The 16,237-nt window shown below is 44.0% G+C and carries 15 protein-coding genes and 3 pseudogenes; 12 read left to right on the top strand and 6 right to left on the bottom strand.

The window, feature by feature from the left end; genetic code table 11:
- Nucleotides 1-94: 94 nt before the first annotated feature.
- Nucleotides 95-343, bottom strand: a complete 249-nt coding sequence (locus AC6I2O_RS06895) for a transposase (RefSeq protein WP_497742192.1) — start codon at nt 341-343, stop codon at nt 95-97.
- A 620-nt stretch (nt 344-963) separates the two neighbouring features.
- On the opposite strand from AC6I2O_RS06895, the gene AC6I2O_RS06890 reads away from it, so the two are divergent.
- Nucleotides 964-1,581, top strand: coding sequence for a hypothetical protein (locus tag AC6I2O_RS06890; protein WP_497742191.1), 618 nt, complete (start codon nt 964-966; stop codon nt 1,579-1,581).
- Between the two features lie 197 nt (nt 1,582-1,778).
- Here AC6I2O_RS06890 and AC6I2O_RS06885 read toward each other — a convergent pair.
- A pseudogene (locus tag AC6I2O_RS06885) lies at nt 1,779-2,770 on the bottom strand (IS256 family transposase).
- Between the two features lie 277 nt (nt 2,771-3,047).
- On the opposite strand from AC6I2O_RS06885, the gene AC6I2O_RS06880 reads away from it, so the two are divergent.
- Nucleotides 3,048-3,251, top strand: coding sequence for a transposase (locus tag AC6I2O_RS06880; protein WP_497742190.1), 204 nt, complete (start codon nt 3,048-3,050; stop codon nt 3,249-3,251).
- A 145-nt stretch (nt 3,252-3,396) separates the two neighbouring features.
- Nucleotides 3,397-3,510 (top strand): annotated as a pseudogene (locus tag AC6I2O_RS06875) (RsiV family protein); the annotation flags it as partial.
- Nucleotides 3,511-3,620: 110 nt separating this feature from the next.
- Here AC6I2O_RS06875 and AC6I2O_RS06870 read toward each other — a convergent pair.
- Genes AC6I2O_RS06870 through AC6I2O_RS06855 form a run of 4 tightly spaced genes read right to left on the bottom strand, consistent with a single transcriptional unit; the run spans nt 3,621 to nt 6,637 of the window.
- Nucleotides 3,621-4,796 carry a sensor histidine kinase gene (locus AC6I2O_RS06870; RefSeq protein ID WP_497742189.1) on the bottom strand — a complete coding sequence of 392 codons (1,176 nt, stop codon included), beginning with the start codon at nt 4,794-4,796 and terminating at the stop codon, nt 3,621-3,623.
- Nucleotides 4,793-5,476: a response regulator transcription factor gene (locus AC6I2O_RS06865; protein WP_120391163.1), complete on the bottom strand. Its 684-nt coding sequence runs from the start codon at nt 5,474-5,476 to the stop codon at nt 4,793-4,795. Before AC6I2O_RS06865 ends, AC6I2O_RS06870 begins: the two co-directional genes overlap by 4 nt.
- Nucleotides 5,451-6,002 carry a VTT domain-containing protein gene (locus AC6I2O_RS06860; RefSeq protein ID WP_497742188.1) on the bottom strand — a complete coding sequence of 184 codons (552 nt, stop codon included), beginning with the start codon at nt 6,000-6,002 and terminating at the stop codon, nt 5,451-5,453. Before AC6I2O_RS06860 ends, AC6I2O_RS06865 begins: the two co-directional genes overlap by 26 nt.
- Nucleotides 5,999-6,637 carry a class I SAM-dependent methyltransferase gene (locus AC6I2O_RS06855; protein WP_497742187.1) on the bottom strand — a complete coding sequence of 213 codons (639 nt, stop codon included), beginning with the start codon at nt 6,635-6,637 and terminating at the stop codon, nt 5,999-6,001. Before AC6I2O_RS06855 ends, AC6I2O_RS06860 begins: the two co-directional genes overlap by 4 nt.
- A 354-nt stretch (nt 6,638-6,991) precedes the next feature.
- On the opposite strand from AC6I2O_RS06855, the gene AC6I2O_RS06850 reads away from it, so the two are divergent.
- The 9 genes and pseudogenes from AC6I2O_RS06850 to AC6I2O_RS06810 all read left to right on the top strand — a co-directional run bounded on the left by AC6I2O_RS06850 (nt 6,992) and on the right by AC6I2O_RS06810 (nt 16,235).
- The gene (locus tag AC6I2O_RS06850; protein WP_497742186.1) at nt 6,992-9,367 is read left to right on the top strand and encodes an ABC transporter permease; all 2,376 of its coding nucleotides are present in this window, start codon (nt 6,992-6,994) and stop codon (nt 9,365-9,367) included.
- Between the two features lie 15 nt (nt 9,368-9,382).
- A complete protein-coding gene (locus AC6I2O_RS06845; protein WP_497742185.1) occupies nt 9,383-10,141 on the top strand; it encodes an ABC transporter ATP-binding protein in 759 nt (252 codons plus the stop codon).
- 1 nt (nt 10,142) lies between these two features.
- Nucleotides 10,143-10,808, top strand: coding sequence for a response regulator transcription factor (locus AC6I2O_RS06840; protein ID WP_497742184.1), 666 nt, complete (start codon nt 10,143-10,145; stop codon nt 10,806-10,808).
- The gene (locus tag AC6I2O_RS06835; protein ID WP_497742183.1) at nt 10,795-12,018 is read left to right on the top strand and encodes a sensor histidine kinase; all 1,224 of its coding nucleotides are present in this window, start codon (nt 10,795-10,797) and stop codon (nt 12,016-12,018) included. Before AC6I2O_RS06840 ends, AC6I2O_RS06835 begins: the two co-directional genes overlap by 14 nt.
- 264 nt (nt 12,019-12,282) lie before the next feature.
- Nucleotides 12,283-12,457: pseudogene (locus AC6I2O_RS06830) on the top strand (cysteine-rich KTR domain-containing protein).
- A gap of 512 nt (nt 12,458-12,969) precedes the next feature.
- Nucleotides 12,970-13,395 (top strand): RNA polymerase sigma factor, encoded by a 426-nt coding sequence (locus tag AC6I2O_RS06825; protein WP_497742182.1) that lies wholly within the window; start codon nt 12,970-12,972, stop codon nt 13,393-13,395.
- Between the two features lie 202 nt (nt 13,396-13,597).
- Entirely contained in the window at nt 13,598-14,047 is a 450-nt protein-coding gene (locus tag AC6I2O_RS06820) for a DUF6194 family protein (RefSeq protein ID WP_497742181.1), read from the top strand.
- 465 nt (nt 14,048-14,512) lie between these two features.
- Nucleotides 14,513-14,869: a plasmid mobilization protein gene (locus tag AC6I2O_RS06815; RefSeq protein WP_497742180.1), complete on the top strand. Its 357-nt coding sequence runs from the start codon at nt 14,513-14,515 to the stop codon at nt 14,867-14,869.
- A gap of 1 nt (nt 14,870) precedes the next feature.
- Complete coding sequence (locus AC6I2O_RS06810; protein WP_497742179.1) at nt 14,871-16,235, top strand: relaxase/mobilization nuclease domain-containing protein; 1,365 nt, start codon at nt 14,871-14,873, stop codon at nt 16,233-16,235.
- Nucleotides 16,236-16,237 lie beyond the last annotated feature (2 nt).

Genomic DNA, 16,237 nt, shown 5'->3' with positions numbered 1-16,237 from the left:
AAACATCCAGAGGACGCCGAATTCTCTGTTATGCTGTTCTATAAACCGATAAGCCTCTAATCGATTTCCTTTGCGAAGAATGCTGCTGCTTTTTTTAAGAAAAGGATCTCCTTTTCAGCCAGTTCCCTGCGTAGGCGCAGGTTGTCTTAATTTCCGCTTCATTAGCGGACGAAGGAATTTGAAGGCTTTGGGCTTGGTATTCTTTCTGGAATTCATTGCCCCATCGACGGATACTTTCTTTGGAGATTCTATACTCTGTGGTGATACTGTTGATTGTTCTTCCTTCCTCCAGACGGAGGCGAATAATCTTCTTTTTAAATTCAGGGGTGTAATTTTGCGGCATAATAAGTACCTCTTTTCCTTGTAGATTGATTATATCTTATTAGCCATTGCTGTTACAACTTTATTTTATCACAACAGATGGTTATAGGCCTTTACGAACATGAAAGCGTATAAGGCAATTTGAGACGGTTTTTGACGTGAGGGTAGAAGTACAGTGAATATATAAAAATGGCTATATGGGGGAATACGGTGTTGTATGGCGTATGCCTATAACGTAATAGTGATATACGCTTGCTTGAATGTTCACTATACGCTCTAAAATCAGTTTTAACCGACATTTAATTAATTAATGTATAGGATATAGGACTACTTAAAAGCCTTTTTAAACGCTTGAAATGCAAAATAGAACGTTGTATGAGGAACTAAATTGTGGTTGATGTGTCGGGGCGGTTATTTGAGGGGCAGCGAGTGACTTCCCAAACCGCCGAACTGCCCAGATGTATTCCGATTTTTTTCACCGACAAAATCTTAGACTCGCTATTTCAATTTATTAATAGATGTGATATATTTACAAATACAGATTTATGCACAAAATCAAATGATTGAGGTAAAAAATAAATTCTAATAGGGAGGAGAAATTCAATTGATATCAATTGTGTTGATTGAATTTATGTGATGGAAATGAATTTAATTAAGCGTCTAAAATGTGGAAGTAAAATAATGTTTTTATTGCTTGGTAGCTTGCTATTAACAGGGTGTGGCAAAGATCCATTAGCGAAACAAATGATAGAACAGATTGATACGATTGGAGAGGTTACATTAGATGATGAATCTCTAATTGCTAAGCTTGAGAAAGATTATTCTGAAATGACAGAAAAACAGAAAAATCAAGTCTCAAATTATATAGAGTTGAAGAATGCAAGAGAAGATTTAGAACAAATAAAAATTGATATGGCGAAAGAAGAACCATATAATACGGCTATTACATTGTGTCAATCTTTAAAAAAGAGTTTAACTAATCCAAATGATTTTTTACTTCATTCGGTAGAATTCTATTCAACATCCGAAGAAAATACAAATGTGTATAAAATTGATTTTTCTGGATCGATAGGAGCAAATATATCACGACTGAAAAACATAACTATTTTATCAGATGATGTAGGAATTGAAACATATTTTGAATATGATGGTCAATATAAAATCTGGGATATGTATTTTGACGAGTCAAATGCTTTTTATAATGAAGATAACCCTAAAACTGAATTAAATATTGATATAATTATTTCAAATTTAGAATAATATATTGATACATACGACCATTAAAAACTTAAATATCAAACACACAGCCAGTCCTGAAATAGGGGCTGGTTTTTTATTGCAAAAATTTAAACAAAGGAAGGATGATTTTTATAAGTATGATAGAAAGTAGTATGATGACTGATGATAGTGTCAATAGTTTTTCGCAAATTTAATTCTTGCCGTTTAGTAGCTGGCAGTTAACCGGCTATGATATCAGACAGCTGATCATCCTCCGGTTTGGAAAGATGATCCTTCTTCATGTAGCGTCTGACTCCCCATTGGGTTCCTGCTACATGACGCAGTCTGGCACATACGAGCATTAAGGCACTTTGACCATCAGGAAATGCGCCGATTGCTTTGGTACGGCGTTTGATCTCTCAGTTTACCGTTCAATGGTATTATTGGTCTGGATTCTGGTCCAGTGCTGTGTTGGAAAATCCATATAGGTGAGTGTCTCCTCGATACCATCCTGAACCTTTTTGGAAGCAGATACAAGTTTCATTTCCTTCCGTTTCCCAGCTACCTGTCGTGCTTTCTCACGTGCTGCTTCCTTGCCTTCCTGAGCATGGATGGCCTTTAACATCATGGCTACTGCCTTCATCTTGTTCCGTGGAGTAACAGAGAAAATATTCCGGTAAAAATGGATGGTACAGCGTTGATAACAGGCATCTGGAAATATTTCTGGTATGGTTTCGAACATTCCGAGATTTTTATCTCCGATGATTAGGCGGACTCCTGTCAAGCCACGTTCTTTCAGCCATACAAAGAAGGAGCACCAGCTCGCCTTATCTTCTTTCATACCCTCAGCTGCACCGATGATCTCACGGCAGCTATCCCTGCTGACTGCAATAGCAACGAGGATAGAAATGTTTTGGATCTCACCACCCCAACTACGTTTCAGGTATACGCCATCTACATAGACATACGGATAACTGCCGGCCAGTGGGTGCGTACGCCAGGTTTCGATATACTCATATGCCTTTTTATTGAGGTTGCTGATAGTGCTTGGGTTTTGGCCAGAGCGATAACCCTGACGGTCAGCAGAACGCGCATATTTCTGGGCATTCACGGGTTCATCGACCTCTTTATCAAGCAGAGCATTCAGAGTTTCTTCGACACTGCTGCGGACAAGATCCTTTAAATCGTGCTTTATTAAATCTTCATTGAGTTGTATAATGTTATCAGACATGGTTTAGCCTCCTTAGTAAAATTTTGCGTGGTAACTTAATTTTACCAAACGGCTATAGTCCATGTCTATTTTTATGAAATTGAATTTGCGAAACTAATTATATGTTATCGCTTAAGGAAGTGGAAGACATGCTTCATGAAAAATGCATGGACATACCATACGCAGAAAATATACTGGAAATGCCCGCATAGGAGAAAGAATCCTGTCGGAGATATTGGCGGAAATGGGTGATATTGACAGGTTCGATGATGTGAGAAAGATTTAGAAGCTGAGCGGGATGGGCCTTGTGGCATGCGGTTCCGGGAAAGATAAAGCGGAAACAAAGATCAGCCACAGGGGTCGCAAAAAACTCAGGTACTGGCTGTTTCAGGCGGCCAAGTCCGCAGTATCACACTCGGCGGAATTCAAAACACTGCACATGTATTACACGACAAGGGCATACATGGCATTTATAATTATAGTACAAAGAATGCTTTATTAAGTGTATCATATTATAGCTGTTCAGTACAAGATACTATGAATGTCCATCATCATATGCCCTGTTTTTCTGAGGTAAATAATTAGTCAAAGCCAAAAAAATAATGATTTAGGGATTGACAGAATAGGAAGAGTTTCAGCCTGTTTCAGAAGAACAGAACTATTATATTAATGACGCGGGAATTGCAGTGGTTATTTTTGACAAGTACGCAGCTGCTCCTGGTTTTATGGGAGAGGTTGAATTTGATATAACAGCAGACTGAACGGACAGTGTACCAGGCTGTTTTTAGCAACTGTAATGGATTGGGGCAGAAAACCATCAGTTTTGCCGATGGTTTTCTGCTCTGATCATTTCTGACTTGTTTCGTTTGATTCATTTGAGAAATAAATGGATGGATAGCTTCTCTCCCAGCAGTGAAGCACTGATCCGGCCTCCATGGAGTTGCACAATACGCTTTGCAATGGCCAGCCCAAGCCCGGAGCTTTGAGTATCACTCCTGGCCTGGTCCCCGCGATAGAAGCGTTCAAACATTTGATCAGGGTTCAGCCCGTGGGTATCTGCTGCCTGGTTTGCAATGCAGATATGGAGCTGGCCGGTGAGCTCTGTTTCTGCCGTTACTGTTATAGGAGCAGATTTGTCGGCATATTTGCGGGCATTGTCGAGCAGGTTTTGGAATACCCGGACCATTTGGTGTGTATTGATGTTGGCTGTATAGGATTCTGTTTTTATCTGCCAGGAAAGTGTCAGTCCGTTTGCCTCCATCAGCACTTTATGTTCATAAAGGACGTGGCGCAATAGTCCTATTACATCCATCTGCTCCATATCAGGGATCTTTTCGGCAGAGTTTAGTTTTGTATATTCAAACAGTTCATTGATCAGCACGTTCAGCCCCGTCAGGCGGCGTTCCACCACCTCAATATATTCAGCAAACCGCTGCTGGTCTTGTGGTCCTGTCTGCTTTAGCAGATCCACATAACCGATAATGGAAGTGAGGGGACTGCGCAGGTCGTGGGAGACATTGGTGATCAGCTCATTTTTGCTCTGCAGCTGTTTCTTTTCCAGTTCCTGTTTTTCACTGAGCTGGACTGACATCTCATTGATGCTGGCGCATAGATCTGTAATTTCATCACTGCCCTGCAGTTCCATAGTTCTTCCAAAGCCTTCTTCACGGATTAGCTGTATTTCCTGGGAAAGATACTCCACGTACTTTACTTTGCGGTTGATCCTGACAGAAAAAGACAGCACAAAGCATACCAGAGGGGGCGCTGCTATTAGTACAGTATGAAGGTATTCGGCGGCAGCGCCATGCTGTGAGCCCAGATGATAGAAAAATTCTCTCAGCCCATAATAAAACAGCAGATATTCCACAGCCAGTACAATCAGGCTGATGACAAGGGAATGACAGGCAGCTCTCAGAAAATATGCCGTAAGGCGTTTTCGGAAAGATACTGACAATCTCCTGTAAACCAGAAAAAGTACCAGGATTGTCCCGGCAATGACAATGCTGTTGATCAGGATATAGTCAGGAATCATTCTCCAGTCTGTCATATCTGATACCCTCTTCCCCAGCATGTTCTGATAAAATCTGGATGCACACCGTCCCAGTTCAATTTGCTGCGCAGATTTGCAATATGCATCATCACTGCATTTTCTGAGTGAAAAAACTCTTCGTGCCACACTGCTTCATAAATCTTGGACATCGTCAGTACCTGTCCCCGGTTTCGCAGCATATATTCCAGAATATCGTACTCCTTGCGGGTCAGCCGGACTTCCCGCCCGCTTACCCACGCCTGGCGGCTTTTGGTATCTACCGTCAGGTCATCCGCCTGAAGCGTATGTGCCGGCATTTTTGTCTCATTGTACTGCTTATAGCGGCGGAGCTGGGCCTTAATGCGGGTAAGAAGCTCAATGGGCTTGAAAGGCTTGGTCACATAATCATCACCGCCGGCTGTGAGTCCCTGTATGATATCCATATCTTCCGACTTCGCTGACATGAAGATAATTGGCATTTTGTTCGTTTCCCTGATTTTGAGACAGGCGCTGATACCGTCAATTCCTGGCATCATCACATCCAGAAGGATCAGATCTACTTGATAGTGTTCCAATACATCCATAGCCTTCCTGGCATTTTCGCAGGCAAGGTAGCGGTAGCCCTCATTTCCCAGATAGATGCCCAAAAGTTTACAGATATCTTTATCATCATCAATGATCAATATAAATTCTTTCATGATTTCTTTTTGCATCCTCCTCTTTGCAAAAATACTGCAGGCCTGCCGAAGCAAGAAACATTATTAGAAGCTCAGCGGCAATGATCTGCCAGTGTTCCAGGCCGCATAAGACACCGAATGAACCTGAAAAGGAAATCATTCCGACAGATATGATTTTCGCAATTATACCAATTTTCAGGAACTGGAACAAGGGTATTTTTAAAAGTGCAGAGCCTGCGCATAGTACCTCATCGGACACCAGGGGAACGATCAATAGTATACCCAGAGCCTGACAGCGGTACTGCTTTGTCAGCCGCTGCAGCCAAAGGGCCTGCCGTCTTTCTTTTTTGCCCTTAAAAATGCGGCAGGCCGCCAGTGCAGACAGGGTATACATGACTGCAAGGCCCAGCACGGAACCTGTGACACCAAGTAAAAAAGCTTGCAGACTGCCAAGATGATCCGTTCCCCACAGTACCACTGCGGCCTCTGGTACCGGAATACATATGGGGAGAAGTACGCATAGAAGAAAATAAATGAAACACATCATAAACCTTCCCAGCAGCAGTTTATATTGTTACTATTCGCGGCCTGGGGGCCGTTCATAGTAACGTTTATATCCGCTTCACTGCATTTTAATTTCATATTCAGTACATATGCCGGAGGCAGATTGCGCCAGATGCGTACAATATTCCGGATATTGAAGTATTCCTCCAGAAACTGCCTGCGGAGCAGAGTATACTGGAAGGTAGTAAATACGCCTTTTGCTCCGACAGCTTTTTGAGTCTGGGACAATATCCTGCGGGACACAGGCTCCGGCAGGGAGGTAAAGGGTAGGCCGGAAATAATATGATCCGCATGCGAGAAGCCCTGCTTTTTTAAAAAGTTGCAGACGTTTCCGGCATCTCCATGGATCAGTACTACACCCGGTACTCCATGAAATTGTTTCTGGAGCATGCTGTAAAAACGGTCATTTTGTTCAATCACAATATAAACCGTGCCAGGTCTTTTTTTTGCACACACTTCCCGGGTAAATATGCCGGTTCCGGCTCCATATTCTACAATACACTTTGCTTTATCAAAATCGATCCAAGCAGTCATGGCAGCTGCCAGATGTCTGCTGCTGGGAGCGATAGCTCCAATAGTGTTTGGAGTTTTGATGTATTCTCTTAAAAATTTCCACATATAAAATCCTCCTCATATCATAAATTCAGCATGCTGTGCTGTTATTTGATGGTTTAAGTATAAAACGCGGACCTAAGGAGAGAACCGTAGAAAATATAAAGATTTATTTAGGAATGTATATATAGTAACCAACTTTATGTTACTATTCACGGGCTGGGACCGCTCAAAGTAACAATTCTAGAAAGTCTGTTCCATAGCCGGGGATATTCGTGCATAAAAATGAATGAAAAAATCAAAAATTCCAGCATGATTATTATCACGCTATAATTTGATTTGATTGCCGCAAACCGATTTAAGGATTATTTAATAACTTCTATGCTACAATAGCACCACAAAGCGAAAGGAGCAGAGGAAATGTACTTACAAATACTGAAAAAAGACCTTAAGCGCAAAAAGGCGATGAACGTGATTTTGCTTGTATTTATCATACTTGCATCAATGTTCGTATCATCTGGTGTGAATAACATCATAAGCGTTACAACGGCGCTTGACGATTATCTTGAAATGGCGGACGCGCCCGATTACCTTGCGATGACAATGAACAAATCCTGTGCGGCCGATCGCGACGGGATTTTAAATTCTGCCGCTTCGGTGGAAAGCTTCAGCAAGGAAAAAATACTGTGTATGACGTCCGATAATATCACCTTTGAGGATGAAAGCAAAACCGCCTCAAGCATAAACCCGATTCTTCTTCAGAGTGATGAGGATATATCCATGAATTATATTCTTGACGACGGCGGTATTCTTCAATCGGTAAAGAGCGGCGAGTTTTATATGACGGCAGGCGCGGCGGAGGACATCGGGCTTGCGATTGGAGATAAAATGACTGTAAAGCTCGGCGGCGTAAGCTGTGTGTTTACGTTCGCGGGCGGTGTCAAGGACGCGGTTCTTGGATCGACCGGACTATCCATACAGCGTTATTTCATAAGCGCCGGTGACATTGAAAATTTCATCTCCGCAGAAAATGTCGAGCAATTTTACGGCGGCGAGCTGATTTATATACGCGCCTCGGATATGGAAAAAATGATCTCCGAAATCAAGCCGGTGATCGACAACGCCTTTTTTTCAGCAGACAAGGCAACTCTCAAATTGTCTTATGTTTTTGATATGATGGTGGTCGGTCTCCTCCTTGTGGTGAGCCTTGTTCTTGTAGCCGTTGCGTTGGTGATCCTGCGGTTTACCATTGCGTTCACGCTTTCCGAGGAGTTCCGCGAGATCGGCGTTATGAAAGCGATCGGTCTCCGCAACCTGAAGATCCGGGGCCTGTACCTTGTGAAATACGTGGCGCTTTCCGTTATCGGCGCGGCGGCCGGCCTCGCGCTCAGCTTTCCTTTCGGTGAACTGCTGGTAAGTGTTGTCCCTAGCTCCATTATTATAAACAATCAAAACGCGGCTTTTTCCAATGTCATTTGCGCGGTGTGCATGGTTGGCGTTATCATGCTGTTCTGCTACGGCTGTACGGGAAAGGTTGGGAAAATGTCGCCCATTGACGCTGTGCGAAACGGTCAGACGGGCGAGCGCTTCCGCAAAAAGAGCATGATAAGCCTCGGGAAATCAAAGCTTCCCGCAGCGCCGTTTCTCGCGCTGAACGATATCGTAAGCAGCCCGAAACGTTTCGGTATCATAACCTTCGCTTTCTTCCTCTGCCTGTCGCTTCTGCTTATACTTTCGACAACGGTTTCCACGGCGAAAAGTGGTACGCTCTTCAACGTTTTCGGCATTGCGGACTTCGACATATCCGCAAAGGGCGAGGTAATGGAGCTTATGACAGAAAACGGGCACGAAAAGCTGAAGGAATACCTTTCAGATATGGAGGAAAATCTCGCCCGAAACGGTATGCCCGCGCGCTGTATGCAGGAAATAATGTTCAAGCTGCCCGTGTCACACGGTGAAAACGAGAGCAGCGTTACAATATATCAGGGCACAGGAACGACCGCGGATATGTACGAGTACATCGAGGGCACGCCGCCGCAGTCTGTCGGTGAGGCCGCGCTGACCAGTCTTTCTGCGGATAGGCTGAAAGTGGATATCGGCGATACGATTACCATAAAAACCATCGACGGCGACAAGGAATTGATAATAACAGCAATTTTTCAGTCTATGTCCAATATGGGCGAGGGCGTGCGGCTTCACGAGGACGAGGAGATCAATTACATACAAGCGCAGAGCGCATATTTCACACAGATCAAATTCACCGACGCTCCCGATCAAAAGGAAACAGCCCGCCGTATGGAAAAAATTCAGAAGCTTTATCCCGAACTTGATGATGTCAGCAATCGCGCCGAAAGTATATCGTATCTGCTCAAAGTTGTGGATACTATTGATACAGTAAAACAAATGGTCGTTGTTCTCACGTTCATTTTAGCGGTGCTGATCACCGTGCTTATGGAGCGCTCCTTTATCGTTAAGGAGCAGGGCGAAATTGCGCTTATGAAAGCAATCGGCACACGAAACGGAAAAATCTATGCTTACCATACCCTGCGATTTGTTTTCGTCGGATGTATGACGGTAATCGCAGCGGAACCTTTCGCCCTGCCGCTTACGCATCTTTTCATTGATCCGATTTTCAGGATGATGGGCTCGGCGCGTGCTCTTGATTATTTGATAAATCCGTTTGAAATGTTCCTTGCTTTCCCGCTTGTTATTCTCGCCGCTACGGCGGCAAGCGCATTCCTCACCTCGCTGTATACCAATACGATAACGGCCTTGGACACGGCTAATATAGAATAAGAAAGGAAATCTGATATGAATATTCTCGAAGTAAAAGACCTCTGCAAAACGTATATCGTAAACAAACGGCAGAACAATGTACTGAAAAACATCAATTTTGCGATTGACGAGGGAGAGATGGTCGCTGTTATGGGGCCGTCGGGTTCCGGAAAATCCACGCTGCTGTACGCAGTTTCGGGCATGGATCATCTTACCGCAGGGGAGGTGAGCTTCTGTGGGAAGAACATCGCCCAAATGGGCGAAAGAGAACTTGCAGACCTGCGCCTTGACGAAATGGGGTTCATTTTTCAGCGGATGTATATGTTGAAAAACCTCACGATATTGGATAATATCATACTTCCCGCAACGCAGTCCAAAAAGCTGCGCGAACCCCGCAGGGAAACGGCGCGGCGCGGTCAGGACTTAATGCGCAGGCTCGGCATTATCGACATTGCCGGCAACGACATCAACGAGGTTTCAGGCGGACAGCTTCAGCGAGCGTGCATCTGCCGCAGTATGATAAACGGCCCGAAAATGATTTTTGCCGACGAGCCGACAGGGGCTTTGAACCGCGCTTCCTCCGACGAGGTAATGGAGGAACTTGTAAAATTAAATTCCGGCGGCTCAACGATCATGCTCGTTACTCACGATGTTAAGGTCGCGGCAAAATGCAAAAGGGTCATGTACATTGTTGACGGGAACATAAAGGGAGAGTTTGATTTAAGCGACTGCTCCACGCAGATGAGAGAACGAGAGCGCGCATTGAATAACTGGCTTCTGGAGTTAGGGTGGTAATATGGACATTCTCATTGTGGAGGACAACAAGGAGCTTGCTGATCTACTGTGTGATTTTCTCCGCGCGGAAAATTATACGGTATCGGCGGTTCAAACAGCCGAAAAAGCCTTGCTGCTGTACGAAAGATACGGCGCAAGGCTTGTCGTGCTTGATATCATGCTGCCCGATAAGGACGGATTTTATGTTTTGGAAAAAATCCGGACGAAAAGCAATACCCCCGTACTGATTGTAAGTGCAAAAACGGAGAAGGAGGACAAGCTGAACGGACTGAATCTCGGCGCAGACGACTACATTGAAAAGCCATATGATATTGATATCATGCTCGCAAAAATAAGCGGGATTTTTAAGCGGCGGTACGCTCTTGACGAAATTACCGACGGCAATATACGCATAAATAAGGCGAGCCGTACTGTTTGCAAAAATGAAAAAGAACTCGAAATGACCACGAAGGAATTTGAGCTCCTTCTGCTTTTGATGGAGAATAAGGGCAGGGCTTTGAGCAAGGAATATATTTTCGGACAGGTCTGGGGCAACGACAGCTTTTCGGAACAGCAGACATTGACGGTACACATAAAATGGCTGCGGCAGAAAATAGAGGATATCCCCCAAAATCCTAAAAAAATAGTGACTGTATGGGGGGTGGGGTATAAATATGAAGGCGTTTAACAGAATTTTCTCGGCAGTTACGGTTGCCATAATCCTATTGTTTGCTGTGGTGAATATGATTCTTGCCGCCGACAAAACCGATGGGAGCAGGCCATATCGAGTGGAGATAAGCCGTCTTGTTCGTGAAATAGAAACGAATGGTTCTGCCGACATGTCCGAATGTGTGTATGTAACAAATATTGAACGATACAGAGAAAAATTTTATAGCACGGACAGTGACTATGTTATCTATGAAATAAGCGGAGAACTTTATCGCTTCGATTACAGTACAAATGGTTATTCCAACAAGGCACATCTTGTGGGAATTGTAAATGCCGTTCTCGGCGCTATGGCGATTTTATTTATCGCAGTTATGCTTTACATAAAATTCGCAATTCTTGCGCCCTTTGAACGCTTGAGCAGTATCCCCTACGAACTTTCAAAGGGGAATCTCACCACGCCGATAAAGGAAACGAAAAACCGTTTTTTCGGAAATTTCCTTTGGGGAATTGATATTCTCCGCGAAAACATCGAACAGCAAAAGCAGCGCGAACTGGAAATGCAGAAAGAAAAGAAAACATTGCTGTTATCACTCTCGCATGATATTAAAACACCGCTTTCCGCAATAAAACTTTACTCGGCTGCACTGTCGAGAAATTTGTATTCAGACACGGAAAAACAGCAAAAAATTGCTGATAACATCACCGAAAAAGCGGACGAGATTGAAGGCTATGTTTCGCAGATCATAACAGCTTCAAGAGAAGATTTCCTTAGCTTTGAAGTGAATATAGGAGAGTTTTATCTTTCGGAGCTTGTTGAAAAAATTACGGGATATTATAGGGAAAAACTGGCGCTTATCAAAACAGAGCTTATTATCGGAAAATATAAAAACTGTCTGCTTTCGGGGGATTTGAGCAGGAGCGTTGAAGTGCTGCAAAACATTATGGAAAATGCCCTGAAATACGGCGACGGCAGACGTGTGGAATTGATTTTCCCTGAGGACGACGAATGCGTCCAAATTGCGATTATGAACGGTGGTTGTACGCTTGTGAAGGACGATTTGCCGCATATTTTCGAGAGCTTTTGGCGCGGAGTAAATGCGGAAAACATTGGTGGCAGCGGGCTGGGGCTTTACATTTGCAGACAGCTCATGCGCAAGATGAACGGCGAGATTTTTGCGCAGATCGACGATGACATCATCACTGTCACCACAGTTTTCACAAGAGCGTAAATGATTGAAAATTGAAAAAGCCATGCAAAGGATATTTATATCACGACCGAGGGCAGCAAATTGAAGTGCCAGATTTATATTAAGGACTGCACCACAGAGGATTATACCAACCTGTTCGACGCAGCCGACTACATAGACAATAACACCGTCGTTACGACAGTTGTTTTTTGCCGCTGATGTGTGGCTTAGATTGATATATTCAAAAAGTAAGCTAAGCAAAGGTGTTGTGTTAGAATAATTGCAACAAGGATATGGCGTATGCTAATGAAAACAACTGAATGGATACGCTGTCCTGTTTGTGGCAATAAAACAAGGGTACAAATACGGGGAAGATACAGAGTTAAAGAATTTTCGGCTCTATTGCCCCAAATGCAAACAGGAAACATTGATAGAAGTCAAGGACTTACAAGTAGCCGTCATCACAGAGCCAGACGCATAAGACGCAGAGCCGATGAACAAGTGAGTACGTTATCTCGCAGTTTGTTGGCTCTTTTTTAGTAGGATATAAGTTTGTAAAGCAAACGCCCACCATAATAAAAAAACGGTGTTTTGGTGGGCGGTATTGCTATGCCCGAAAAGACTTAACAGAGACTCTCCAGACCTGTTTTAAGTTTGGAGAGATTTTTTTATGTCCTTTTTTCGGGCAGTTATTCATCTGCTCATGCAACGCAGAATTGACTTATACATAGCATATCGGGGAATGGCAGGAAGCCAGTTAAAAAAATCCCTGCCCATGCAACGCTACTTCTCACCATGAAACCAGAAGTAGAATCTCCATTTAACAGAATATGTATCTCCTATAACCGTAGAGGTCACAGTGCCTTTGCGGTTTTTCTTTTGTCGTTTTTTATCGGAATATGCCGCAAGGCTGTTTCTGCTGTTGGCTGTCGTTCGCCGCCTTTCCAATCTGGATTATTACATTTCAAAAATTTCAGATTGGAGGAAAAAAGAATGGCATACAACAACGGACGTGAGAACAGGAAATGGCTTATCTGGAAAGAAGCCGAGGAAAAAATATTGCGGGAGCATGGAGTTGATGAAACCACCATTGAGCAAATCCGCATAGACGACAGGGCAGACTTCAATTCCAACAGGCGGTTTTATCATTGGACAAGTGACTTCGGTGAATACCTTGAGGGGATGGCAGACAGGGAACAGAATACCGAGCCAAAGACTGTTGCTGATTTACTGGATGAGATTGAGGACGAAACTCTGTATCGGGCATTGCTTACTGTGGACAGGCGTACCCTGCAAATTATCCTGCTGAAAATGCAGGGCTATTCCACAAAGGAAATTGCCCCGCTTGTGGGATTGACAACGGGTGCTATCTATGCAAGGTTAGACCATCTGCGGAAAAAGTTACGGAAGATTTTATAAGCATCTAATATAGATGGTTTTTCAGTGGGCTATTGGATGGGAGATAAAATTCTCCCATCCAATTTAAAATTAAATGAATAAAATTCCTGTCCACAGGGAATACTAAAGAGTTTGCCCAAAATCTTGACACAAATATAGCCATTATGATACTCTAAAATACTCATAAGAGAATTAGAAGTAAGTCAGAAATGGAGCTGTCAGAATGATACCAGATAAAATATTGAATTACTGCCTTCAAAATCTTGAGGGGACAGTCTTAGTTAAGAGTTGGGGCGAGAAAGGGATTTTCTATAACCCAGACCATGTGCTGAAGCGTGGCGTTTATATATTGACGGTTAAGGAAAAAGACGGTGATAATGACAAAGGTTCTGGTTTAAACAGAGAGAATGTCTACCGTGTGAATCTGGGAATACGGAAAAGCACTTTTGCGGAATTGTTTGGGGCAGTCCCAAAACGCCCGACAGCAGGCGGCGTTGTAGATATGGATTACGACTTTACCGTATTGGATGAGATACTCCCCCATCCCGTCTACGCATGGATGGCATGGATATGTGCATTGAACCCCTCTGAACAGACCTTTGAGGAACTGAAACCATATATCCAAGAAGCCTATGAGTATGCAAAGGAGAAATTTAAGAAACGCAGGAAATAATCTTGAAGATTGAAAATTAAATAGCACATAGATGGAAGAATGGAATGTCAGCCAATGGACAAGGCTGACCGCCGCCGAATTTATGCTGCCCTTTTCGGCTGGTGTATGGCAGCATGGTTTTGAATTTCAAAGCCGTTACATAGCATTGCGAATCCGAGCAGGAGAAAAAACTCCTGTCGTTCGTGGTGCGGTGTAGCGGCTTTTTCATTTATCCAAAAGTCAAGAGAAATCAAATCCAGAACGGAGGTGCAGGGACATAGGATTTTCTTTTCGGAGGGTAAGACAGGTATGGAAGAATGGCGGCTGCACAGGAAAAATGCTCTGCGGCATTGTCCACAGAGATAGCGAGCATCGGATTGTGTCAGCCACAATCCTAATCCATGCCGCTTGCGGGCATGGACTAACTCAGGGGACAGCCCCTGAATACCCCGAAGAAAGGAATTTAAGACTGGAGGATTAAGGAAAATGAGCAGAGAAAAATCAGAAAAGGACGTGCGGAATGTCCCGATTACTGTCCGATTGAACAAGGAAGAACATGAAAAATTAAAGCAGTGCGCCGTCGCTTGCGGTTTGTCTGCAGCCGAATTTATGCGCCAGTTATGCAAGGGAAACGCCCCGCAGCCGAAGCCAGAGAAAGAATTTTGGGCGTTGCTGAACACACTTTATGAGGTACATTCTGCCTTTAAAAAGTGTGTTCCCTACTATCCAACCGCCGCTGAAATCTGTAAGGAGATTGAGGATTTTATCTTAGAACTGCAACAGAAATCCACTCTCCCACAACAGTTTAGCGTAGAAGAATTGACGGGACAGGGGGCGGTCTGATATGGCGGTAACGAGCCTGTGGCATGTCAAAGGGAGCATAAAAGACGTGATTGACTATATAGAAAACCCAGAAAAGACCGTGCCGAATCGGGAAATGCAGGACTTCTTTGACGTGTTCTCCTATGTGAAGAATCCGTTAAAAACAAATGAGGGCGAGTATGTTTCCGCTGTCAACTGTCTGAAAGAAACCGCCTTACAGCAGATGATTTTGACGAAGGAACAGTACCAAAAGACAGGTGGGTATATCGCATGGCACGGCTACCAGAGCTTCAAGCCAGACGAGGTAACGCCCGAACAGTGCCATGAAATCGGATTGAAACTGGCAAGGGAAATGTGGGGCGGCAAGTACCAGATAATCGTTGCCACACATCTTGACAAAGGACATCTCCATAACCATTTCTGTTTCAACTCCGTTTCCTATCTGGATGGGAGCAAATACAATTACTCAAAATCGGAGCAGAAAAAGTTGCGGGAAGTGTCCGACCGCTTATGCCGAGAGTACGGATTATCGGTGATTGAAAATCCCAAGAAAGCCCCTGCAAGACCGCTTTATCTGGATGAAAAGAACGGAAAGCCGACAAGATACAACGTCTATCGGGAGGATTTAAGGGAGGCAATCAACGGGAGCAGGGATTTACAGCACATGATGAAATACCTTACCGACAAGGGATATGAGGTTGATTTTTCGGGCAGCCATTGGAAGATGAAACTGCCGCAGTATAAACATTTCACAAGGTTAGACACGCTTGACGAGCAGCTGACGCCCGATTTCATACGGTCATGTTTAGGTGGGGCTTCCCGATATGGAAACTACAAAGCAAGGATTTCCTACTCTCCCCATATGCCAGAGCAGTACAAAAACGCATGGAAACCGCATCAGAAAACCACGGGAATCTTAGCGTTATATTACTACTGGTGCTATCAGTTGGGGATATTCCCCAAAGGCACGGACTACAAGCCGACAAGCCCGCTGATGAAAGAGGAGCTTCGGAAACTGGACGAGATTACCGCACAGGTAAGGTATATGTCAAAGCATAACATCTCTACACTCTCCGACTTACACGCCGACAGGGAGCAAAACCAGAGTGAAATGAATAAACTTATCGACTACCGCCAGCACTTGCGGAACAAGGTACGCCGTGCTTTACCAGCCGAAAAAGAAACACTCCGAGCCGAAAAACAGGGCGTGACAGAGCAGATAACGAAGCTTAGAAAGCGGCTGAAATATGCAGATGAGATTGAGAAACGCTCCGCACACATTGACAACTGCTTAGACCAAATCCACGACACGATTGAAAACCAGCGGGCAAATACAAACGTCAGAGCAGGCAGGGCAGACCGCAGGAGGGAGGAATTATTACGGTAAAA

Source organism: Blautia sp. St.27G3, assembly GCF_059728505.1.
Note: the sequence above shows the minus strand (reverse complement) of the source record. Positions and strands in the feature narration are given on the sequence as shown.